The following is a 20,114-nucleotide window of genomic DNA, read 5'->3' as shown; positions in this document are numbered from 1 at the left end:
CAAAATTAGGACTGGCCGATGGTCAGCGTTTTCTGCATCAGCGCCTTGGCGGTGTTCAGCACCTCGACGTTGGCCTGGTACGAACGCGAGGCCGCGATCATGTTGACCGTCTCGGCCACCGGATCGACGTTGGGCATGCTGACGTAGCCCTGCTCGTCGGCCATGGGGTGCTGCGGGTCGTAGACGCGCTTGAGCGGCGACGGGTCCTGGACCACGCCCGCCACGCGCACGCCGCCGATTTCCTGGCCCAGCGCCTGGCCGGCGGCCGGATTGACCTGGAACACGACCTGGCGCGCCCGGTAGGGCTGGCCGTCGGGGCCGACCACGCTGTCGGCGTTGGCCATGTTGCTGGCGGCGACGTTCATGCGCTGCGACTGCGCGCTCAGCGCCGAACCGGCGATATCGAAAATGCTCAACAGGGACATTGCCTGGCGCTCCGTTCAGTAATCATTCCTGGATGGCGGCCATCATGGTCCGGATACGGCCTGACAGCAGCTGCATGGTGCTCTGGTAATGCAAGGTGTTATCGGCGAACTGCACGCGCTCGATGTCCATGTCCACCGTGTTGCCGTCCAGGCTGGGCTGGTACGGCAGGCGGTACAGGAGTTCGGTCGGGCCTTGCGACACGGCCTTGGCCGGGATGTGGCGCGCCGAGGTCAGCGTGAGCGAGGTGTCGGCCAGGCGCTTGCTGCCTTCCATGGCGTTGGCCATCGCCGTCTTGAAGTCGAAATCGCGCGCCTTGTAGTTGGGCGTGTCGGCGTTGGCGATGTTCGACGACAGCACTTCCTGGCGTTGCGCGCGCAGCCCCAGGGACTGCTGGAAGAAGCGGAAATCTTCGTTAAGCCTGTCTAGCATCGTGGCGCCTTGGTGCATTGCAATTCGGGTGGGCACGGGAGGCCGGACGCGCCGGTATCCCATTGGATGACGGCATGATAGGGGTCCGCGGCGCGCCACAATCAGCCAAATAAACCGTTATTTCTCATCCAATTCAGGTCTTGCCGGGCGCGGCGCACTTCTACAATTCATGCATCATGAAAAGCACCGCAAGACGCCTACACGCGGGCGCCGCCTGCCTGGCCGCCGTGCTGCTGCCCCTGGCGGGCGCGCAGGCCCAGCAGGTCCAGCCCCAGCTCCAGCCCGCCGAGGCCATCGCGCAGGCCGCGCAGGCCTATCTGCTGGATCAGCTGGCCGCGCTGCCCGGCCAGCCGGTAATCGCCATCGATCCGCCGCGGGCGCAGGGCCTGACGCCATGCGATGCCATGTCCCCATTTCTGCCGTCCGGCATGAAGCTGCGCCCGCGCATGACCGTCGGGGTGCGCTGTAACGCGCCGGCGCCCTGGACCACCTACGTGCAGGCCACGGTCAGCGTGCCCGGCCAGTATTACGTCGCCGCCCGCCCGATCGCCGCCGGCCAGCCCCTGAGCCCGGACGACCTGGCCCCGCGCGACGGCGACCTGGTCGCCCTGCCCCGCGGCGCCATCACCGACCCGCAGGCCGTGGCCGGCATGAGCGCCGCCTACCGGATCAACGCCGGGCAGACGATCCGCAGCGCTTCGCTGCGCAGCGCCCAGTCGGTGCTGCGCGGCTCCAACGTGCGCATCAACGCCCGCGGCAACGGCTTCGTGGTCAGCAGCGAAGGCGAGGCGCTGGAAAACGCCGCGCCCGGCTCCATGGTGCAGGTGCGCACCGCCAACGGCCAGGTGGTCAGCGGCATCGTGCGCAATGCCGGCCTGGTTGAAATGCAGCTGTAGAAGTTGTTACATGTCGCGTTGCGCCAAAGCCCCGCCTGCCCTAAAGTTCGTCCCGGCCCTGTCGTTACCCAGGCATAAGTAGGCGGATCTGGACGCCCTGCGGAGATAATCTTGAAAATCACAACCACCACCAACCGGCCCCTCTCGGCGGAAGCCCTGGGCAACCGCCCCGAGTCCGCGGTCGCCCAGGCCTATGGCGCCGGCAGCGCCAGCGGCAGCAGCAGCTCGCAGGTGGCGCTGAGCTCGGCCTCGCGCAAGATGCTTGCGCTGCAGGACGGCTCCAACGACATCAACGTCGAGCGCGTGGCCGCCATCCGCGCCGCCATCGCCTCGGGCCAGCTCAAAATCGACACCGGCCGCATCGCCGACAGCCTGATCGCCAGCGCCCGCGACCTGCTCAAATAGGCCGCCCCGCAACCCTTCCCTACCCGAGTCCCAGCATGACCGCGCACACCGTCGACTCCCTGCAATCCTGCATGCGGCAGGAAGACGCCCTGATCACCGAGTTCTCCGCCATCCTGGAAGAAGAGACCGAGGTGCTGGTGGGCCCGGCCAATATCGGCGGGCTGCAGGAGATCACCGAACGCAAGAGCAGCGTGGCGCGCAAGCTCGTGGACCTCAGCCAGACGCGCGACGGCCTGCTGGCCGAAATCGGCCTGCCCGCCGGCCACGCCGGCACCGAACAGGCAGCCGTGCTGCACCCGCAACTGGCGGAAGTCTGGCAGGCCCTGCTGGCAAAATCGGCCAGCGCCAATGAAATCAATCTGCGCAACGGCGCCCTGATCGACGTGCACCTGCGCTACACCCAGCAATCGCTGGACGCCCTGCGCAACCTCGGCGCCGCCGGCGCTCCCGCCACCTACGACGCCCGCGGCCGCGGCGCCCGCAGCGCCCCGGGCCGCAAGCCTATTGTGGCGGGTTAAGGATTCGTGGATCGCGGGTCTGCGGGATTCTTTGAATCCGTAGGATGGGTGCAGCGCGAGAATGCTCTACACAAGAACTCAAGTGTCGAGCGCGCGTAACCCATCAGGCGGCGAAAGCCGCCGCTTTTCGTAGCGCCAAGAATATTTTTGCCCAGAAAAAAGCCGGCTTTCGCCGGCCGATGGGTTACGCGCGCTGCACGCCTCTTTCTTACGTGAATCATTCTCGCGCTGCACCCATCCTACGCCATTGCGCCGTCATCGCGCCATCATTCCCCCGCCATTACGCCGTCATCTCCAGCAGCGCGTACATCTTCAGCAGCGCCACCGGCAGCAGGCGGGCGGGTAGCTTGCGCTCGGTGCCCATGATGCCCGACAGGGGCTGTTGCACCATGACGGCGGCCGGGGAATGCGCCAGCTGCCAGGACGCGGCGGCCAGCTGGCCGGCCATCAGGGCCTGGCGCGCCAGCGCGTGCGGGCCGTCGACGGCGGGCAGCGCCTGCCATGCGGCGGGCATGAAGCGGAACGCGGCGCGGGCTTCATTCTGCAGCACCAGCCAGCGCGCCACCGTGGCGGCGTCGGCCTGGGAGGCCGGCAGGTTGGTCATGCCGAACAGTTGCCCGGCCACCTCGCCGCTGACCGTGTCGATCAGGCGGGCGCAGACCAGCCGCAGCGGCGCGCGCTCGCCGCGGCCGGGCAGCGCGACTTCCGTGCCCGAGGCCCACAGCGCCAGCGGCACGCGTCCGTTTCCGGACGCGGCGTACAGGCCCGGCATGTCGCCGGGCTGGCCCACGGGCAGATAGCCCAGGCTTTTGCCCACGGCGTTCAGATTGGTGGGGCAGTCGTCCTGGATCACGCGCTGGCCGCCGGCGCAGCGCGCCACCCACGACACGCCCTGCCCGCTCAACGCCGGCCAAAGGGCCGCCGTGCCGGACTCCAGCATATGCACCACCGGCAGGCGCTCCAGCTTGCCGCCCAGCCATTCCACCCGCGCCTGCAGCGCCACGGCCGCGTCGGCCTGGGCCGGCTGCGCCGGCGCGAACGAGGCCAGCGTGCCGTGCGCCAGCGCCAGCTGCTGCGCGGGCGCGGCCAGCGCCGCGCCGCGGTCGCTCATGAGCAGCGTGCCCAGCAGCGCGCCGCCGGGCAGGCCTTCGCCCTGCATGGCGGCCTTGCCGTGCACGGCCAGCAGGTGGCGGCCGCAGACGGCCGAAAATTCGCGGCGCACCATGGCCGCCGGCTCGTCGCCCAGCGCCGCCAGCGTGGCGCCGTCGCCCACGTACTCGCGCCAGGCGGCGCGCGCCTGCACGCAGGCCGCGTCGTTCTCCAGCCAGGCGATGGTGTCGTCCAGGTTCTGCGCGGCGTCGACCGAGGCCGCCGCGCCCTGCGGGCGCAGGATGGCCGAGGCCAGCAGTTGGCGGCGGCGCGCCGGGTCGGCGCTTTCGGCCTCGCGCGCGGCCGGCACTAGCGAGGCCAGGTCGGCTTCGCTGGGCGTGTACAGCGCGCGCGCCCGCTCGACCATGGAGAACGTCCGGTCCACCAGCGCGTCGGCGCGGGCCAGCTCCATGTGCTCGGGCACCTTCTGCCCGACCGAGACGTAATGGATCGGCAGGCGGTGGCGGATGGCCGTGTCCAGCGCCGCGCCCAGGCGGGTGGCCTCGTCCAGCTTGGTGATGATGCAGCCGGCCACGTCCTCGCCCACGCCGTTGCGATAGGCGTGCGCGACCTCGTCCAGCGTATCGCCCTGGCTGGCGGCGTTGAGCACCAGCAGCCGGCGCACTGGCTTGCCGGCGTTGCACAGCATCGCCGCCTGCTCGGCCACCTGGCGGTCGCGCTGGCTGATGCCGGTGGTGTCGATCAGCACGATCTTGCGGCTGCCCAGCTCGCCCAGGATGCGGCGCAGCTCGCCCGCGTCGCGCACCGAATGGGCCGGCACGCCCATCAGGCGGCCGTAGATCTGCAACTGCTCCAGCGCGCCGATCCGGAAATTGTCGGTGGTCAGCATCGCCACCTGGTCGCGGCCCTCGCGCGCCACGCAGCGCGCGGCCAGTTTGGCCAGCGTGGTGGTCTTGCCCACGCCGGTGGGGCCGACCAGGGCATAGACCCCGCCGCCCAGGAATTCGTCTTCCGAGCGCAGCACCGGCAGGTGCGTGACCAGTTCGTTGCGCGCCCAGTCCAGCGCGGACTGCGGCGTCATGCCCTCGGGCAGGCGCTCGACCAGCGTGCGTACCAGCTTGGTGCTGAAGCCGGCGTCCAGCAGGCTGCGGAACAGCGCCGCGGCGGCGGGCTCGCGGCCCGGCCCCTGGCGCGAACCCCAGATCAGGCCGTCCATGCGGCTTTCCAGCACGCCGCGCAAGGCGCTGATGGCGTCCTGCAGGCCGGCCGCGGCGTCGCCGGACAAGGCCGGTTGCGGCATGGCCGGAGGCTGGCGCAGCGGGGCGTCGGGCATGCGCGCCATCGACGGCGCGGGCGTGGGCATGGGCGTGGGAATCGCGCTGGCTGCCGGGCTGGGCGCAGGGATGGGACTGGGAATGGGATCGGGCATGGCCTGCGGCTGGGCCGGCGCCTCGTACGCCGAGCGGTAGGCGGCGATGGAGCGCGCCGGCGCGGGCGCCGGAGCCGCCGCCGGGGCGGTGTGCGCCGGCGTCTCGTCATGGGCCTCGTCCACCGTCGCCAGCACCTCGACGCCGCCTTCCACGCTGCGGTTCGACACGATCAGCGCGTCCGGGCCCAGGGCCTGACGCGCCTGGCGCATCACTTCGCGGCTGTTGATCCCAAAGAAACGGCTTATCTTCATGCCCCATTACCTCCGCCGATCAGCGCGGTCACGCGGACCATGCGCTCATCGGGTATTTCAGTGTTCGACAGCACGCCCAGCTGCGGCAGATGATGGCGCAGGAAGCGCGACAGCGGCGCGCGCAGCACGGGCGACACCAGCAGCACCGGCGCGTTGCCCTGCGATTCCTGGCGCTCGACGGCGGCCTGCGTTTCGCGCAGCAGCGTGTCGGCCAGGCCCGGCTCCAGGCCGCCGCTGGTCGTCATGGCCTGCGACAGCACGCGTTCGAGCTTGACGTCCAGGCCGATGACCCGCAGTTCGCCCTCTCCCGGGAACCACTGCTGCGTGATGGCGCGGCCCAGCGACCGGCGCGTGAGCGCGATGAGTTCGTTGATGTCGGGCTGGCTGCCGGCGCCGGCGGCCTGCGCCGCCAGGCGCGGGCCGTGCTCGGACAGGGTGTCGATGATGGTGCGCATGTCGCGGATCGGCACTTCTTCGGCCAGCAGGCCCTGCAGGACCTTCTGCAGCACGGTGAGCGACAGGGTCTTGGGCACCAGGTCCTCGACCAGCTTGGGCGCGTCGCGGCCGATGCGGTCGAGCAGCTGCTGCACTTCCTGGCGGCCCAGCAGGTTGGAGCCGTGGCGGTGCATCAGGTGGTTCAGGTGGGTGGCGACCACGGTGCCGGCGTCGACCACGGTGTAGCCGGCCACCTGGGCCTGGTCGCGCAGGCTGCCGTCGATCCACAGCGCCGGCAGGCCGAAGGCCGGATCGGTGGTCGGGGTGCCCTTGATCTGCATGGTCACGCCGCCCGGGTCGATGGCCAGCCACTGGCCCGGCATGGCCACGCCGTGGCCCACTTCCACGCCCGAGAGCAGGATGCGGTAGTCGTTGGGCTTGAGTTCGAGGTTGTCGCGGATGTGCACCACCGGCGGCAGAAAGCCCACGTCCTGCGCGAATTTCTTGCGCAGACTGCGGATGCGGTGCAGCAGTTCGCCGTTCTGGGCGTGGTCCACCAGCGGGATCAGGCGGTAGCCGACCTCCAGCCCGAGCTGGTCCACCATGGAGACGTCGTCCCAGCTGGCCTCGGCCGCGGCGGCCTGGGCCTGGGTGATGGCCTGCGGGGGAACCTCGGCGGCGGCGGCCGCGGCGGCGGTCTTGCGCTTGTGCAGCATCCAGCCGCCCCAGGCCAGCGCACCGGCCAGGGTCAGGAAGGCCACGTGCGGCATGTTGGGGATCAGCCCCATGATGCCGATGATGCCGGCCGTCAGGAACAGCACGCTGGGGTTGGAGAACAGCTGGCTGATCATCTGCTGGCCGATGTCCTGGTCGGTCGAGACCCGCGACACCACCACGCCGGCCGCGGTGGAAATCACCAGCGCCGGGATCTGCGCCACCAGGCCGTCGCCGATGGTCAGCAACGTATAGACGCGCGCCGATTCGCCCATCGACATGTCGTGCTGCGCCACGCCCACGACCAGGCCGCCGATGACGTTGATCGCCATGATGAGCAGGCCGGCGATGGCGTCGCCGCGCACGAACTTGCTGGCGCCGTCCATCGAGCCGAAGAAGTCCGACTCCTGGGCCACCTCCGCGCGGCGCTTGCGCGCCTCGTCCTCGCCGATCAGGCCGGCGTTCAGGTCGGCGTCGATGGCCATCTGCTTGCCGGGCATGGCGTCCAGGGTGAAGCGCGCTCCCACTTCGGCGATACGCCCCGCGCCCTTGGTGATGACGATGAAGTTGATGATGGTCAGGATCACGAAAACGATGATGCCCACGGCGAAGTTGCCGCCCACCAGGAAGTGGCCGAAGGCCTCGATCACCTTGCCGGCCGCGTCCGGGCCGGTGTGGCCGTTGAGCAGCACCACGCGGGTGGAGGCCACGTTCAGCGACAGGCGCAGCAGCGTGGCGAACAGCAGCACGGCCGGGAACGCGGCGAAGTCCAGCGGCTTGCGCGTGAACATGGCCACCAGCAGGATCATCACGGACAAGGCGATGTTGAAGGTGAACAGCAGGTCCAGCAGGAAGGTGGGCAGCGGCAGCACCATCATGCCCAGCACCATCACGATCAGGATGGGGCCGGCCAGCAGCCGCGCATGCACGGCTCCGTTACTTTTCAACATGGTGAGCAAAGCGCTCATTCCTCAAGCTCCTTGTGCTGCGGTGTCGGACAGCGGGTCCAGCTCGGCGGGCACGGCCAGCCGGGTCGGGGCGACCGGTTCGGCTCCCCATCCGGAGCGCCAGGAACGCAGCTGGAAAACCCACGCCAGCACTTCTGCCACCGCGGTATATAGCTCGGCCGGGATTTCCTGTCCCAGCTCGACGTGTTGATGCAGGGCGCGCGCCAGCGGCGGGGCCTCCAGAGTGGGGATGCGGTGCTCGGCCGCCAGTTCCCGGATCTTGGCGGCGATCAGGCCGGTGCCCTTGGCCAGCACGCGGGGCGCGCCGTTCTTGCCTTCTTCGTAGCGCAGCGCGACGGCGTAATGGGTGGGGTTGGTGACCACCACGTCGGCCTTGGGCACCTCGGCCATCATGCGCCGGCGCGCCGCCTGGCGCTGCTGCTGGCGGATGCGGGCCTTGACGTGGGGGTCGCCCTCGCTTTCCTTGTGTTCCTGGCGCACGTCCTCCTTGGACATGCGCAGCTTTTTCAGGTGGCTCCAGATCTGCCAGGGCACGTCCAGCAGCACGATGACCAGCAGCGAGGCCACGATGAAGGCGCAGCACATGGCCACCAGCGTCAGCGCGCGGGTCAGCGCCGCCGACGGCGCCACGTGCATCAGGCTCAGCATGTCGTCGTGGTAGCGCCAGATCACCCATACCGCGACCCCGCCAACCAGGCCGGCCTTGGCCAGCGCCTTGATGAGCTCCACCACGGTCTGCGAGGAGAACATGCGCTTGAAGCCCGACAGCGGGCTGAGCTTGGAAAAATTGAATTGCAGCGGCTTGCCCGAGATGACGATGCCGCCCAGCAGCACGCTCGACAGCACCGCGACCACCGCCAGCAGCCCGAAGATCGGCAAGAGCACCAGCAGGATCTGGCCGAAGCCGTCGACCGCCCCCTGCACCATGGCGCCCGGGTCCGAGACCACGCGCCGGTCGAATCCCAGACCGTTACGCAGCACGCCGGTCAGCGACCGGTACAGCGCCCCGCTTCCGGCCCAGATCGCGCCCACGCCCGCAGCCAGCATCATGAACGTGCCCAGCTCGCGGGAACGCGCAATCTGCCCCTCCTCGCGCGCCTTTTCCAGGCGCCTGGGAGAGGCGGCTTCGGTTTTTTCGAGGTCGCTTTCTTCGGCCATGCTCTGCGGTGTCGTCGCCGCTCGCGGATTCGGGGATTGCGAGCGGCCCGCGGAGATTCTAGGAGGCCCGGGGCTTTAGCGATCAGCCAAGAAACGGGGGGAAAGCGGCGCTATTCCCGGATGCGCCGCGCACCGGGCCGCCCCTCCCCCTTGCAGGCATCAGAATCCCAGGCTGGCCAGCAGGTCGTCGACCTGGTCCTGGCTGGTGACCACGTCGGCCTTGCCCTGCGGGCTGATCTGCGGGCCGTTGAGCAGGCTGTTGGCCTCCTCGCGGCGCTCCTGCGGCACGTTGTCCAGCAGCACCTGCAGCAGCTCGCGCTCGATCGCGCCGACCACGTCCATCATGCGCATGATCACCTGGCCCGTCAGGTCCTGGAAATCCTGCGCCATGATGATTTCCATCAGGTGCGACTGCGTCTGCTGCGCCTGCTTGGGCACGTCCTGGAGGTAGGCGCGGGTGTCCTGCACCAGCTCGCGCGCCTGCGGCAGCTCCAGCGGCTGGTCGAACCATTGCTGCCAGCGCGCGTCCAGGGCCTGCGCCGAGCGCGTCAGGCCGTCCTGGATGGGACCGGCCTGCTCGGTCGCGTTCAGCACCCGGTTGGCGGCCTGCTCGGTCATCTGCGCCACGTAGCGCAGGCGGTCGCGGGCGTCGGGAATGGCGTTGGCGGCGTCCTTGATGGCCTGGTCCAGGCCCAGCTCGCGCATGCTGTCGCGCAGCATGCGCGTCAGCGAGGCGATGCGGTGGATCAGGTCGGGGGAATCGCCCGGGTTAATCGTTTCCGTGCTCATCGCGCACCTCAGCCGGCAATTTTCTCGAAGATCTTGGTGAGCTTCTCTTCCAGCGTCGCCGCGGTGAAAGGCTTGACCACGTAACCGTTGGCGCCGGCCTGGGCCGCCGCCACGATGTTCTCCTTCTTGGCCTCGGCCGTGACCATCAGCACCGGCAGCGAGGCCAGCGCGGCGTCGGCGCGGATCTGCTTGAGCATTTCCAGGCCGTCGAGATTGGGCATGTTCCAGTCCGACACCACGAACTGGAAGCCGCCGTTGCGCAGCTTCTCCAGCCCGATCGCGCCGTCCTCGGCCTCGTCCACGTTCTCGAAACCCAGCTCTTTCAGCAGGTTGCGGATGATCCGCCGCATGGTGGGGAAATCATCCACCACCAGAATCTTTATGCCCTTGTCTACCATCTTCTACTCCAGAAAAGTTTGCTTGGGAACGACCGTGCGCGCGCGTCATACGCGGTGGCCGCGGTCTCCCAGGCGAGTCAGAATGCGTTCGCTCATCGCGGACAACGAAACCACTTCTTCCGCCGCGCCGATGGCGATGGCCTCGCGGGGCATGCCGAACACCACGCAGCTGGCCTCGTCCTGCGCGATCGTGTGGGCCCCGGCGCGGCGCATGGCCAGCATGCCCGCGGCGCCGTCCTTGCCCATGCCGGTCAGGATGACGCCGATGGCGTTCTTGCCGGCGGCCGCCGCCGCGGAATTGAACAGCACGTCCACCGACGGGCGGTGGCGGTTCACGGGTTCGCTGGCCTCCAGTTCGATCACGTAGTTGGCGCCGCTGCGCCCCAGCCGCATGTGGGTCTCGCCGCCGGGGGCCAGGTACACGTGGCCGGGCAGCACCCGGTCGCCGTGCACGGCCTCGCGCACCGTGACCGCACAGAGCGCGTCCAGCCGCTGCGCGAACGAGCGCGTGAAGCCGGCGGGCATGTGCTGGGTGATGAGGATGGCCGGGCTGTCCGGCGGCAGCGGCTGCAGGACTTCGCGGATGGCCTCGGTGCCGCCGGTGGACGCGCCGACGATGACCAGTTTCTCCGAGCTGGCCAGCGGCCGGCGCAGCATGGGCGCCGGCGACGCCGGGGCCGCGTGCGGCGCGGGCGCGCGCAGCCGCGCGCGCGAGGCCGCGCGGATCTTGTCGGCGATGATTTCGGTGTATTCGAGCAGCCCGTCGCGGATGCCCAGCTTGGGCTTGGTGACGAAGTCGATGGCGCCAAGCTCCAGCGCGCGCAGCGTGATTTCGCCGCCGCGCTCGGTCAGCGAGGACACCATCACCACCGGCATGGGCCGCAGCCGCATCAGCTTTTCGAGGAAATCCAGCCCGTCCATGCGCGGCATTTCCACGTCAAGGGTCAGCACGTCGGGGTTGTGGCGCTTGATCAGCTCGCGCGCCACCAGCGGGTCCGGCGCGGTCGCGACGACTTCCATGTCCGGCTGGCTGTTGATGATCTCGGTCATCAAGCCGCGCACCAGGGCCGAATCGTCCACGCACAAAACGCTAATTTTCTTCATGGTTACTGCCCCGTTCAGGCCTGGCCCGCACATTCGTAGACCGTCTGCCCTCGCAGGCGAAAGTCCCGGCTGATGTAGGTGAAATTCTCGGAATGGCCCGCAAACAGCAGTCCGCCGGGTTTGAGCAGCGGCACGAACCGTTCCAGTATCCTGGCCTGGGTGGGTTTATCGAAATAAATCATTACGTTGCGGCAGAAGATGGCGTCGAACCGCTCCTCCAGCCCCCAGTTCGGCGCCAGCAGGTTCAGGGTCTCGTAGCGCACCATGTCCACGATTTCCGGCCGCACCCTCACCTGCCCGGCGTTGGCGCCGCGGCCCTTCAGGAAGAAGCGCCGCAGCCGTTCCACGTCCATCTTGGCCACGCGTTCCTCGGGATAGACGGCGGTGCGCGCGCGCGCCAGCACATTGGTGTCGATGTCGGTGGCCAGCACCGTGCTGGAGCCGGCCCGCGGGCCCAGCGCCTCGACCAGCGTCATGGCGATGGAGTACGGTTCCTCGCCGGTGGACGCGGCACAGCACCAGACCGACACCGGCCCGCTGCGGCGCCTGGCGAAATCGGCCAGGATCGGAAAATGATGCGACTCGCGGAAGAAAGCGGTCAGGTTGGTGGTGAGCGCGTTGACGAAATCTTCCCATTCGGGCGCGCCGGGCGAATTCTCGAGCTGGTCCAGATAGCTGCCGAAATCCTGCAGGCCCAGGGCGCGCAGGCGCCGCGCCAGCCGGCTGTAGACCATTTCGCGCTTGTGCGTGCCCAGGGAGATCCCCGCATGGGCGTGGATCATCCTGCGCACGCGCGAAAAATCGGCGTCGCGGAAATCGAACTGGCGGTCCACCGACAGGGACGGGGCCGCGTAAGCCGGACTTGCCACGGCCATCCTCAGTGCCCGAGCGCAAGCGCGTCGGGCGCCTGCAGGCGTGAATCGTCATCGCCGCGCCGCGCCGACGACAGGCGCTGGGCCGGCACTTCGATGACTTCGCCCGCGTTGATCTTGAACACCGCCACCGCATCGGCCAGGCGCAGCGCCTGCTCCTGCAGCGAGCCGGCGGCCGCCGCGGCTTCTTCGACCAGCGCCGCGTTCTGCTGCGTCACCTCGTCCATCTGCGACACCGCGCGGTTGACCTGCTCGATGCCGCTGGACTGCTCTTCGGACGCCGCCGAAATCTCTCCCATGATGTCGGTCACGCGCTTGACCGAGGCCACGATCTCCTGCATGGTCGCGCCGGCGCGTTCCACCTGCTCGGAGCCGGCGCCCACCTTGGTCACCGAATCCTCGATCAAACCCTTGATTTCCTTGGCCGCCTGGGCGCTGCGCTGCGCCAGCGCGCGCACCTCGCCCGCCACCACGGCAAAGCCCTTGCCCTGTTCGCCGGCGCGCGCCGCTTCCACTGCCGCGTTCAGCGCCAGGATGTTGGTCTGGAACGCGATGCCGTCGATCACCGACACGATTTCCGAAATCTTGCGCGAGCTGGCCGAAATCTGCTCCATCGTGCCCACCACCTCGGACACCGCGGAGCCGCCGCGCTCGGCCACGTCGGACGCGCTGGCCGCCAGCTGGTTGGCCTGGCGCGCGTTGTCGGCGTTCTGCTTGACCGTCGAAGCCAGCTGCTCCATGGAGGCGGCGGTTTCTTCCAGCGAGGCCGCCTGCTGCTCGGTGCGGCTGGACAGGTCGGTATTGCCGGCCGCGATCTCCTGCGAACCCACGGTGATCTCGTCCACGCCGCGGCGCACCGACGCCACCGTGCGCGTCAGGCTTTCCTGCATGCGCTTGAGCGCCGCGAACAGCTGGCCGATTTCGTTGGTATTGCGCACTTCGACGCGGGCCGTCAGGTCGCCGCCGGCGATGCGGTCGAAGTGGCTGCCCGCCTCCTTCAGCGGCTGCAGCACGCGGCGGCGCAGGAATATGTAGGTGGCGAACACCAGCAAGGCGGCGATCGCGCCGCCCACGCCGACGGCCACCAGCACGAACTGGTAGCGGACCTGGGCGACCTCGTGGGCGTCCATCATCTTGCTGGCGCGCCAGAAGTCGAAGCTCTCGATCGCGCGCGCGAAACGCCCTTCCAGGGCGTCCTGCACGGTCTGCACCTGCTTCTGGTAGGCCGGCATGTCGGCTTTTTCGAGCGCCGCGACCAGCGGGTTCAGGCCCTGCTGCACCAGCGCGCCGTAGGACTCGTCGATTTCCTTGAGCGATTCGGCGGCCTCATCGGGACGCGCCAGGCTCTTGTAGTACTCGAACTCGGCCTGGCCCTTGTTCATCGAGGCCTTGGCGCGCTCCAGCAGCCCGCTGGCCTCCGACGACAGGCCGCTGCTGAGCAAGGTGGCCTGGCCGACGTTGCGCACGATGTCCGCATAGTTGGAGGTGGCCGCCCGGCCCAGGCCATGCAGCGTGTCCTTGTAGCTGGACACCACGCGCGAGACGGCGTCGTCGAGTTCCTGCGACTGCTTGATGTCCGCCAGCGTTCCGTTGCTGATGCGCAGGGACAGGACGCCGAGCGCCGCCCCTATCACCAACATGAATGAGAAAAACCCCAGCACCCACAACAGGCTGCTGCGTATCGTCATGTTCGCGAAAAACTTGCGCATCACAAGCACCACTCCTAGACTGCAATCGTTAAAGGAAAGCGCCACATCGATCGGATATGGCGCCTCTGCCCTGCTTGCGGCCGGGTCCCGACCACGCTTCCGATCAGGAAGCGGCCTTCTCCACCAGCGCCATTTCATCGCTGGTCATGAGCTTCTCGATATCCACCAGGATCAGCATGCGTTCGTCCACGGTGCCCAGGCCGGTCAGGTATTCCGTGGACAGCGTGGCGCCGAATTCCGGCGCCGGGCGGACCTGGCCGGCGTTTAGCATCAGCACGTCAGACACGCCGTCGACCACGATGCCGACCACGCGGCGATCCAGGTTGAGGATGATGACCACGGTCTGCTCGGTGTAGTCCACGCGGCCCAGGTTGAACTTGATGCGCAGGTCCACGATGGGCACGATGATGCCGCGCAGGTTCGTCACGCCCTTGATGAAAGGCGGCACGTTGGCGATGCGCGTGACCGTGTCGGCGTCGTAGCCGCGGATCTCCTGCACCTTCAGGATATCGATCCCGTATTCTTCGTCGCCCAGCGTGAACACCAGGAATTCGCTGCCGACATCTTCATTGCGCGCGGCGGGCGCTTGCGGTTTAGCTGCCATGAGCTTGGTTCTCCATCAATTCAGAATGGCTTCGGGCTGCGACCAACGCTCGCGGTTGGCGCGCGCAAGCGCAAAAACGTCGACGATCAGGGCCACGCTGCCGTCGCCCAGGATGGTGGCGGCGGAAATGCCCGGCACCTTGCGGTAGTTGGATTCCAGGTTCTTGACCACCACCTGGTGCTGGCCGATCAGGTGGTCCACCAGCAGCGCGAAGCGGCGGTCCTCGGCCTGCATGATGACGGCGATCGCCTGGGTGGGATCGGCCTGCGCGCCGTCCACCGAGAACACGCGGTGCATCTCGACCAGCGGCAGGTATTCGCCGCGCACGTGCATCACGCGCTCATTGCCCGCCACCGAATAGATCTGGTCATTGGTGGGCTGTAGCGATTCGGTCACGTGGTTCAGCGGCAGGATGAAGGTTTCCTCGCCCACCCGCACCGACATGCCGTCCAGGATCGCCAGCGTCAGCGGCAGCACGATGCGCGTGGTGGTGCCGTTGCCCGGCTCGCACGACAGCTGCACGTGGCCGCCCATGTCCTGGATGTTGCGGCGCACCACGTCCATGCCGACCCCGCGGCCGGAAATGTCCGTGACCTTCTCGGCGGTGGAGAAACCCGGCGCGAAGATCAGCTGCCAGATTTCGTCGTCGGGCGAGTTTTCGTTCACGGCCAGGCCCTGGGCGATGGCCTTCTTGAGGATCTTGTCGCGGTTCAGCCCGGCGCCGTCGTCGCTCACCTCGATCACGATGTTGCCGCCGTTGTGCTGGGCCGACAGCACCAGCTGCCCGACCGGGTCCTTGCCGGCGGCGACCCGCTGCTCCGGGGTCTCGATCCCGTGGTCCAGGCTGTTGCGCACCAGGTGCGTGAGCGGGTCGATGATGCGCTCGATCAGGCTCTTGTCCAGTTCGGTGGCGCGGCCGTAGGTCTGCAGCTCGATCTGCTTGCCCATCTTGCTGGCGATGTCGCGCACCAGCCGCGGGAAGCGGCTGAACACGTAGTCCATCGGCATCATGCGGATCGACATGACCGCTTCCTGCAGGTCGCGCGCGTTGCGCTCGAGCTGCTCCATGCCGTTGAGCAGGCGGTCGTGCAGCACCGGGTCCAGCGTGGACGCCGTCTGCGCCAGCATCGCCTGCGTAATGACCAGTTCGCCCACCAGGTTGATCACCTGGTCGACCTTCTCGACGCCGACGCGGATCGAGGTGGATTCCTTGTCCGCGTGCGCGGGCGCGGCCGGCCGGGCCACGCGCGCGGCCTGGGTGATGGCCTCGGCTGCGGCGGCCGACTCCGCGACCACGGGCGGCGCGGCCGCAGCGGCCGATGCCGGAGCCGGCGCCGCGGCGGGCGCGGGCTGGGCGGCCGGCGCGCTGGCCGCCGGGGCGGCCTCGCGCGCGATGCTGAGCTGGTCGCCGTCGACGATGAAGCAGCACACCGCCTCGATATCGTCCGGCGTGCAGGTGCTGTCCATCCAGACCGTCAGGGCGCCGTCGGCGCGCTCGCTGGCGGTGACCGTGCCCAGGTTGCCCATCTCTTCGAGCAGCGCCGCCGCGTCCTTGTCGGACACCTTGGTGATCCGCACTCGCAACGGCACGCTGGCGCCTTCGGCGGCAGGTTCGGCCGACGCGGCGGGCTCGGCCGGCGCGGGAGCCGGCGCAGGCGGGGCTACGGGCGCCGGGGCCGCGGCCGGGGCTGGCGCGGCGCCGGGGTCCTTATGCTCCAGCGCAAGCTGCCTCAGGACGGCGCAGATACGCTCAAACACGGCTTCATCGGGCTCTTCGGACGCTCGGTATGCATCCAGCTGGCTTTTGAGCACGTCTTTCGTTTCCAAGAAAATATCAATCATGTCCGTGCGCAGCGCCATTTCGCCGCGCCGGATCGCGTCCAGCAGGTTTTCGAGCAGATGGGTGGTGCCCGCCAGCTGCTGAAAGCAGCCGAAGGTCGCCGCGCCGCCCTTGATCGAATGGGCTGCGCGGAAGATGGCGTTCAGCTGCTCGATGTCGGGCGCGCCGACGTCCAGTTCGAGCAGCAGCTGCTCCATCTGCGCCAGCAGCTCGTCCGCCTCGTCGAAAAAGGTCTCGTAAAACTGACTGAGGTCCAATCCAGAACTCATAGTCCGCACGCCTTCATAAATGAACCCGCCCAGGGCCTGTTAACCATAAAAAGCCTCGCACGGGCGCTAAGCGCCGGCTTGCTCGTCGAGCAGTTCGGCCGCCAGTTCCACCAGCACGTCCGGGTCCACCGGCTTGGACAGCCAGCCGCAGACGCCCAGGTCGCGCGCCGCCATCTTGCTGTCCACGTCGTCCTCGGTGGTCAGCACCAGCACCGGCACGTCCTGGTAGCGATCGTCCTCGCGCAGGCCCTTGATGAGGCCCAGGCCGCCCAGCACGGGCATGTTCCAGTCGCTCACCACCAGGTCCACCGGCTGGCGCTTGGCCAGATCCAGCGCTTCCTGGCCGTTGCCGGCCGTCACCACCGTCCATCCCGCGCCCGTCAGCGTCGCCTGGACGATCATGCGCATCGTCGCCGAGTCATCCGCCACCAGTATCGTTGCCGCCATTGCTATCGAACCCCTTCGGCGGGCGGGTTGCTCTGCGCCGCGCCTGGTTTGGTTGCCGTCGTGGCGCGGACGGCGGCCTGGGCCGCCTCCACCGCCGTTCCCACCTCGCGGGCGTCGCGAGCGGTGATTTCCGCTGCCGCGGCGTTCTCGCTTTCGATGCGCCGCTGGGTGCTCTGATTGAGCACCACGAGGCTGATACGCCTATTAACGGCGGCATACGGATCATCTTTAACCAGGCTCATGCTGGACGACAGCCCCTGGATGCGCATGACCTTGCTTTCGTTCATGCCGCCGGCCACCAGCTCCTGGCGCGAAGCGTTGGCGCGGTCGGCCGACAGCTCCCAGTTGCTGTAGGCGCGCTCGCCGCGGGCGTACTGCGCCGCGTCGGTATGGCCCGAGATGCTGACCTTGTTGGGCAGCTCGTTCAGAACCGGCCCCAGTTCGCGCAGGATGTCGCGCATATAGGGCTGCACCTCGGCGCGCCCGGTGGCGAACATGGGACGGTTCTGGTTGTCGATGATCTGGATGCGCAGGCCTTCGGTGGTCAGGTCGATCAGCACCTGCGGCCGGAAGGTCTGCAGCACCGGGCTGGTTTCGATCAGGTTCTCGAGGCGCTTCTTGAGGTTTTCCAGGCGGTGCTGCTCGCGGCGCTCGGCATCGCCCATGGGCTGGGACTCGACCCGGTTGCCCTGGCCGCGGCGCACGTCGCCGTCGCTGCGCAGCGGGTCCTGCCCGCCGCCCGGCACGGCGCTGGTCTCGGCCGAACTGCTGGGCCCGCCCGTGATCGCCACGCGCAGCGGCATGCGGAAGTACTCCGCGATGCCCTTCAGCTCTTCGCGCGGGACCACGCTGATCAGCCACATCACCAGGAAGAACGCCATCATCGCCGTGATGAAGTCGGCGTATGCGATCTTCCAGCTGCCGCCGTGGTGCCCGCCGCCCTTGCTCTTCTTGCGGCGGATCACCACACGGTGGTTGTTTACCGTGCTCATGGACGGCTCCGTCAGGCGCGGCCGGTCGTCGCCGACTTGGCCTGCCGCACGTGCTCTTCCAGCTCACCGAAGGTCGGGCGCACGGCCGAGAACAGCACCTTGCGGCCGAATTCCACGGCCAGCTGCGGCGGATAGCCGTTCATGCTGGCCAGCAGCGTGGTCTTGATGCACTCCAGCACCTTGGTGGCCTCGTCGCTGCGGCGCTCGATGCGCGAGGCCAGCGGCCCGACGAAGCCATAGGCCAGCAGAATGCCCAGGAACGTGCCCACCATGGCCTTGGAGATCAGGTCGCCCAGGATGGCCGGCGGCTGGTCCACGGCGGCCAGTGCCTTGATCACGCCCAGCACCGCGGCCACGATGCCGAAGGCCGGCAGGCCGTCGGCCATCTGGTGCAGCGCCCGCGCCGGCACTTCGCGCTCGTGGCGGTAGGTCTCGATTTCCTCGTCCATGAGGGTCTCGATCTCGAACGAGCTCATGTTGCCGCTGATCATGATGCGCAGGTAGTCCGTGATGAACTCCATGAGTTTCGCGTCCTTGGCGATGCGGGGATACTCGCTGAAAATCGGACTGGATTCGGGGTCCTCGATATGCGATTCGATCGCCATCAGGCCCTCGCGGCGCGCCTTGTTCAGCAGCACGTACAGTAGCGCCATCAGCTCCATGTACACGTCCTTGCCGTAGCGCGAACTCTTGAGCGCGTCGGGCAGCGCCGACTTCACCAGCGCCAGCGACTTCTTGCTGTTGCTGGCCAGGAACGCTCCGAACGCCGCGCCGAAGATGAGCGTCAGTTCGAAGGGCTGGTAGAGCGCGCCCAGATGGCCGCCCAGCGCGATGAAGCTGCCGACGACCGACACGGCCACCACAAGAAAACCGATAACAATCAACACATCAGGCCCCTGCCAACGTAGTCTAAAACCGGCGTCAATGATCCCCTGTCCCCCCCGCTCCAAAAACGTGGGTTACGGGGGGTTTTCCAGGGCTTTTGACGTATTTGGAAACAGCCCGCCGGGCCGCCTTCAGGACTGCGCGGCGTCCGCCGCGGGCGCGCACCGGGCACCGGCGCGCGCTCGGGCCGCGGCGCGCGTCTTGCCGGCGCGGGGCGGCGGCCGGCAGATCGCGCACACGAAATCCGACTGCGGATCGTGGGCATGGGCAATGAAATGGCCGCCGCACTGGCGGCAGGCCGACAGCTGCAGCATGCCGCCATCGAAAAACCGCACCAGCATCCAGGCGCGGGTAAAGCTGAGCACGGGCTCGGCGGCCTCGGCGTTGTCCAGGCTGGCGTTCTCCAGATACAGCCGGTAGGCGTCGATGATGGCGCGTATGCCCTTGCTGCTGGTGCGCGTATTCAGGAAGGAATACACGTTGTAGAACAGCGACGAATGGATGTTCGGCAGCCAGGTCATGAACCAGTCCACCGAGAACGGCAGCATGCCCTTGGGCGGCGAGCAGCCGCGGATCTCGCGATACAACCGGGCCAGGCGGTCGTGGCTGAGGCTGGTTTCAGCCTCCAGCACCTGCAGCCGGGCTCCCAGGGTGATCATGGAACTGGCAAGCAGGATGTCGTCCGCTTCCTGGGATACGCTCTTCGAGGCCATTACAATATTTCCGGATCGCGGCAGGCCGTCAGGCCAGTTCTTCGACAGGCTGCTTGGCCAGCAGGATCGTGGCGTGCGCCTGTTGCAGCGCACCACCCAGCACGTCGTGGGTCAGCGCCGACAGCAGGCTGTAGTCATCGAACCGGAAACGGCACAGCAGCGAGCTGGAACTGGCCAGTTTGACCAGCTGGGCCGGCGACAGCCGCATCAGGATATCGGCCACCTCGTTGCTGAAACCGAGGCGAAACATCGACGCCGCATAGTCGTCGCGCAGCATGCGCTGAGCTAGTAACAAATATGACAAATTGACTTCGCGAATGTCTGCCAGCAATGAATTTTCGACTTGTTGCACGCCCAAACTCCTAGTTCCGATCCCGCCCGCGCGGACTTAGGGAACCTCTGAACAAGTCCAACGAACCTGTCAGAATATAAGTTATTGAAAACAGTCCGATCCGAGTGAACCCGATGAGCCAGTTGAGTTTTTCCGAAGCCGAGTACGTTGGCAAACGCAAGAAAACGCGCCGTGAGAAGTTTCTGGCCAAGATGGAGCGTGCGGTGCCGTGGAAGCTCTTTGCCGATCTGGTCGATCCGCATTACCCCAAACCGGGCATCGGTCGTCCACCGTATCCGCTGGAAACGATGCTGCGCATCTACTTCATGCAACTGTGGTTTTCGCTGTCGGACCCGGCCATGGAAGAGACGCTGTACGACAGCTTTTCGATGCGCCAGTTTGCCAAACTGCCTGGAGGTCG

At 67.8% G+C, this 20,114-nt stretch carries 21 protein-coding genes; 4 read left to right on the top strand and 17 right to left on the bottom strand.

Annotated elements, in window-relative coordinates:
• Positions 1 to 5: 5 nt before the first annotated feature.
• Both flgC and flgB read right to left on the bottom strand, forming a co-directional pair.
• Positions 6 to 425 (bottom strand): flagellar basal body rod protein FlgC, encoded by a 420-nt coding sequence (gene flgC, locus C1I89_RS00680; protein WP_102770900.1) that lies wholly within the window; start codon positions 423 to 425, stop codon positions 6 to 8.
• Positions 426 to 447: 22 nt separating this feature from the next.
• Positions 448 to 855: a flagellar basal body rod protein FlgB gene (gene flgB, locus C1I89_RS00675; RefSeq protein WP_102771803.1), complete on the bottom strand. Its 408-nt coding sequence runs from the start codon at positions 853 to 855 to the stop codon at positions 448 to 450.
• A 176-nt stretch (positions 856 to 1,031) separates the two neighbouring features.
• Between flgB and flgA the strand changes: the two genes are divergently transcribed.
• From flgA to C1I89_RS00660, 3 genes are all read left to right on the top strand, one after another.
• Entirely contained in the window at positions 1,032 to 1,751 is a 720-nt protein-coding gene (gene flgA, locus C1I89_RS00670; RefSeq protein ID WP_102771802.1) for a flagellar basal body P-ring formation chaperone FlgA, read from the top strand.
• 111 nt (positions 1,752 to 1,862) lie between these two features.
• Positions 1,863 to 2,156, top strand: a complete 294-nt coding sequence (gene flgM, locus C1I89_RS00665; RefSeq protein ID WP_102770899.1) for a flagellar biosynthesis anti-sigma factor FlgM — start codon at positions 1,863 to 1,865, stop codon at positions 2,154 to 2,156.
• Positions 2,157 to 2,191: 35 nt separating this feature from the next.
• Positions 2,192 to 2,674, top strand: a complete 483-nt coding sequence (locus C1I89_RS00660; protein WP_102770898.1) for a flagella synthesis protein FlgN — start codon at positions 2,192 to 2,194, stop codon at positions 2,672 to 2,674.
• A gap of 280 nt (positions 2,675 to 2,954) precedes the next feature.
• Here C1I89_RS00660 and flhF read toward each other — a convergent pair whose 3' ends face one another.
• The 15 genes from flhF to flhD form a co-directional block, all read right to left on the bottom strand.
• Positions 2,955 to 5,465 (bottom strand): flagellar biosynthesis protein FlhF, encoded by a 2,511-nt coding sequence (flhF, locus tag C1I89_RS00655; protein ID WP_102770897.1) that lies wholly within the window; start codon positions 5,463 to 5,465, stop codon positions 2,955 to 2,957.
• A complete protein-coding gene (gene flhA, locus C1I89_RS00650) occupies positions 5,462 to 7,582 on the bottom strand; it encodes a flagellar biosynthesis protein FlhA (RefSeq protein WP_102770896.1) in 2,121 nt (706 codons plus the stop codon). The genes flhF and flhA overlap by 4 nt, the downstream gene beginning before the upstream one ends.
• 3 nt (positions 7,583 to 7,585) lie before the next feature.
• Positions 7,586 to 8,740 carry a flagellar biosynthesis protein FlhB gene (gene flhB / locus C1I89_RS00645; protein ID WP_102770895.1) on the bottom strand — a complete coding sequence of 385 codons (1,155 nt, stop codon included), beginning with the start codon at positions 8,738 to 8,740 and terminating at the stop codon, positions 7,586 to 7,588.
• A 159-nt stretch (positions 8,741 to 8,899) separates the two neighbouring features.
• A complete protein-coding gene (gene cheZ, locus C1I89_RS00640; protein ID WP_102770894.1) occupies positions 8,900 to 9,529 on the bottom strand; it encodes a protein phosphatase CheZ in 630 nt (209 codons plus the stop codon).
• An 8-nt stretch (positions 9,530 to 9,537) separates the two neighbouring features.
• Entirely contained in the window at positions 9,538 to 9,927 is a 390-nt protein-coding gene (cheY, locus tag C1I89_RS00635; protein ID WP_054425971.1) for a chemotaxis response regulator CheY, read from the bottom strand.
• 45 nt (positions 9,928 to 9,972) lie between these two features.
• A complete protein-coding gene (locus tag C1I89_RS00630) occupies positions 9,973 to 11,031 on the bottom strand; it encodes a protein-glutamate methylesterase/protein-glutamine glutaminase (RefSeq protein ID WP_102770893.1) in 1,059 nt (352 codons plus the stop codon).
• A gap of 14 nt (positions 11,032 to 11,045) precedes the next feature.
• A complete protein-coding gene (locus C1I89_RS00625) occupies positions 11,046 to 11,906 on the bottom strand; it encodes a CheR family methyltransferase (protein WP_102770892.1) in 861 nt (286 codons plus the stop codon).
• A gap of 2 nt (positions 11,907 to 11,908) precedes the next feature.
• Positions 11,909 to 13,612: a methyl-accepting chemotaxis protein gene (locus C1I89_RS00620; protein WP_102770891.1), complete on the bottom strand. Its 1,704-nt coding sequence runs from the start codon at positions 13,610 to 13,612 to the stop codon at positions 11,909 to 11,911.
• Positions 13,613 to 13,715: 103 nt separating this feature from the next.
• Positions 13,716 to 14,216 (bottom strand): chemotaxis protein CheW, encoded by a 501-nt coding sequence (gene cheW, locus C1I89_RS00615; RefSeq protein ID WP_102770890.1) that lies wholly within the window; start codon positions 14,214 to 14,216, stop codon positions 13,716 to 13,718.
• A 15-nt stretch (positions 14,217 to 14,231) separates the two neighbouring features.
• Complete coding sequence (gene cheA, locus C1I89_RS00610; protein ID WP_102770889.1) at positions 14,232 to 16,325, bottom strand: chemotaxis protein CheA; 2,094 nt, start codon at positions 16,323 to 16,325, stop codon at positions 14,232 to 14,234.
• Between the two features lie 66 nt (positions 16,326 to 16,391).
• Complete coding sequence (locus tag C1I89_RS00605; RefSeq protein ID WP_102770888.1) at positions 16,392 to 16,772, bottom strand: response regulator; 381 nt, start codon at positions 16,770 to 16,772, stop codon at positions 16,392 to 16,394.
• A gap of 2 nt (positions 16,773 to 16,774) precedes the next feature.
• Entirely contained in the window at positions 16,775 to 17,764 is a 990-nt protein-coding gene (gene motB / locus C1I89_RS00600) for a flagellar motor protein MotB (RefSeq protein ID WP_102770887.1), read from the bottom strand.
• An 11-nt stretch (positions 17,765 to 17,775) separates the two neighbouring features.
• Complete coding sequence (motA, locus tag C1I89_RS00595; protein WP_102770886.1) at positions 17,776 to 18,651, bottom strand: flagellar motor stator protein MotA; 876 nt, start codon at positions 18,649 to 18,651, stop codon at positions 17,776 to 17,778.
• A 129-nt stretch (positions 18,652 to 18,780) separates the two neighbouring features.
• Positions 18,781 to 19,362 carry a flagellar transcriptional regulator FlhC gene (flhC, locus tag C1I89_RS00590; protein WP_102770885.1) on the bottom strand — a complete coding sequence of 194 codons (582 nt, stop codon included), beginning with the start codon at positions 19,360 to 19,362 and terminating at the stop codon, positions 18,781 to 18,783.
• Between the two features lie 28 nt (positions 19,363 to 19,390).
• Positions 19,391 to 19,714 carry a flagellar transcriptional regulator FlhD gene (gene flhD / locus C1I89_RS00585; RefSeq protein WP_006219025.1) on the bottom strand — a complete coding sequence of 108 codons (324 nt, stop codon included), beginning with the start codon at positions 19,712 to 19,714 and terminating at the stop codon, positions 19,391 to 19,393.
• A gap of 113 nt (positions 19,715 to 19,827) precedes the next feature.
• On the opposite strand from flhD, the gene C1I89_RS00580 reads away from it, so the two are divergent.
• On the top strand, positions 19,828 to 20,114 hold a 287-nt coding region (locus C1I89_RS00580; RefSeq protein ID WP_146196867.1), incomplete at its 3' end, for a transposase.

The sequence above is a fragment of the Achromobacter pulmonis genome, from assembly GCF_002885955.2.
GTDB lineage: Bacteria > Pseudomonadota > Gammaproteobacteria > Burkholderiales > Burkholderiaceae_B > Achromobacter > Achromobacter pulmonis_A.
This window is presented reverse-complemented; position numbering and strand designations above follow the sequence as displayed.

What these genes read in the sequence shown, in the direction of transcription:
- flgC (WP_102770900.1), bottom strand. Translation starts at nt 425, where the DNA reads ATGTCCCTGTTGAGCATTTTCGATATCGCCGGTTCGGCGCTGAGCGCG.
- flgB (WP_102771803.1), bottom strand. Translation starts at nt 855, where the DNA reads ATGCTAGACAGGCTTAACGAAGATTTCCGCTTCTTCCAGCAGTCCCTG.
- flgA (WP_102771802.1), top strand. Translation starts at nt 1,032, where the DNA reads ATGAAAAGCACCGCAAGACGCCTACACGCGGGCGCCGCCTGCCTGGCC.
- C1I89_RS00660 (WP_102770898.1), top strand. Translation starts at nt 2,192, where the DNA reads ATGACCGCGCACACCGTCGACTCCCTGCAATCCTGCATGCGGCAGGAA.
- flhF (WP_102770897.1), bottom strand. Translation starts at nt 5,465, where the DNA reads ATGAAGATAAGCCGTTTCTTTGGGATCAACAGCCGCGAAGTGATGCGC.
- flhA (WP_102770896.1), bottom strand. Translation starts at nt 7,582, where the DNA reads ATGAGCGCTTTGCTCACCATGTTGAAAAGTAACGGAGCCGTGCATGCG.
- flhB (WP_102770895.1), bottom strand. Translation starts at nt 8,740, where the DNA reads ATGGCCGAAGAAAGCGACCTCGAAAAAACCGAAGCCGCCTCTCCCAGG.
- cheZ (WP_102770894.1), bottom strand. Translation starts at nt 9,529, where the DNA reads ATGAGCACGGAAACGATTAACCCGGGCGATTCCCCCGACCTGATCCAC.
- cheY (WP_054425971.1), bottom strand. Translation starts at nt 9,927, where the DNA reads ATGGTAGACAAGGGCATAAAGATTCTGGTGGTGGATGATTTCCCCACC.
- C1I89_RS00630 (WP_102770893.1), bottom strand. Translation starts at nt 11,031, where the DNA reads ATGAAGAAAATTAGCGTTTTGTGCGTGGACGATTCGGCCCTGGTGCGC.
- C1I89_RS00625 (WP_102770892.1), bottom strand. Translation starts at nt 11,906, where the DNA reads ATGGCCGTGGCAAGTCCGGCTTACGCGGCCCCGTCCCTGTCGGTGGAC.
- C1I89_RS00620 (WP_102770891.1), bottom strand. Translation starts at nt 13,612, where the DNA reads ATGCGCAAGTTTTTCGCGAACATGACGATACGCAGCAGCCTGTTGTGG.
- cheW (WP_102770890.1), bottom strand. Translation starts at nt 14,216, where the DNA reads ATGGCAGCTAAACCGCAAGCGCCCGCCGCGCGCAATGAAGATGTCGGC.
- cheA (WP_102770889.1), bottom strand. Translation starts at nt 16,325, where the DNA reads ATGAGTTCTGGATTGGACCTCAGTCAGTTTTACGAGACCTTTTTCGAC.
- C1I89_RS00605 (WP_102770888.1), bottom strand. Translation starts at nt 16,772, where the DNA reads ATGGCGGCAACGATACTGGTGGCGGATGACTCGGCGACGATGCGCATG.
- motB (WP_102770887.1), bottom strand. Translation starts at nt 17,764, where the DNA reads ATGAGCACGGTAAACAACCACCGTGTGGTGATCCGCCGCAAGAAGAGC.
- flhC (WP_102770885.1), bottom strand. Translation starts at nt 19,362, where the DNA reads ATGGCCTCGAAGAGCGTATCCCAGGAAGCGGACGACATCCTGCTTGCC.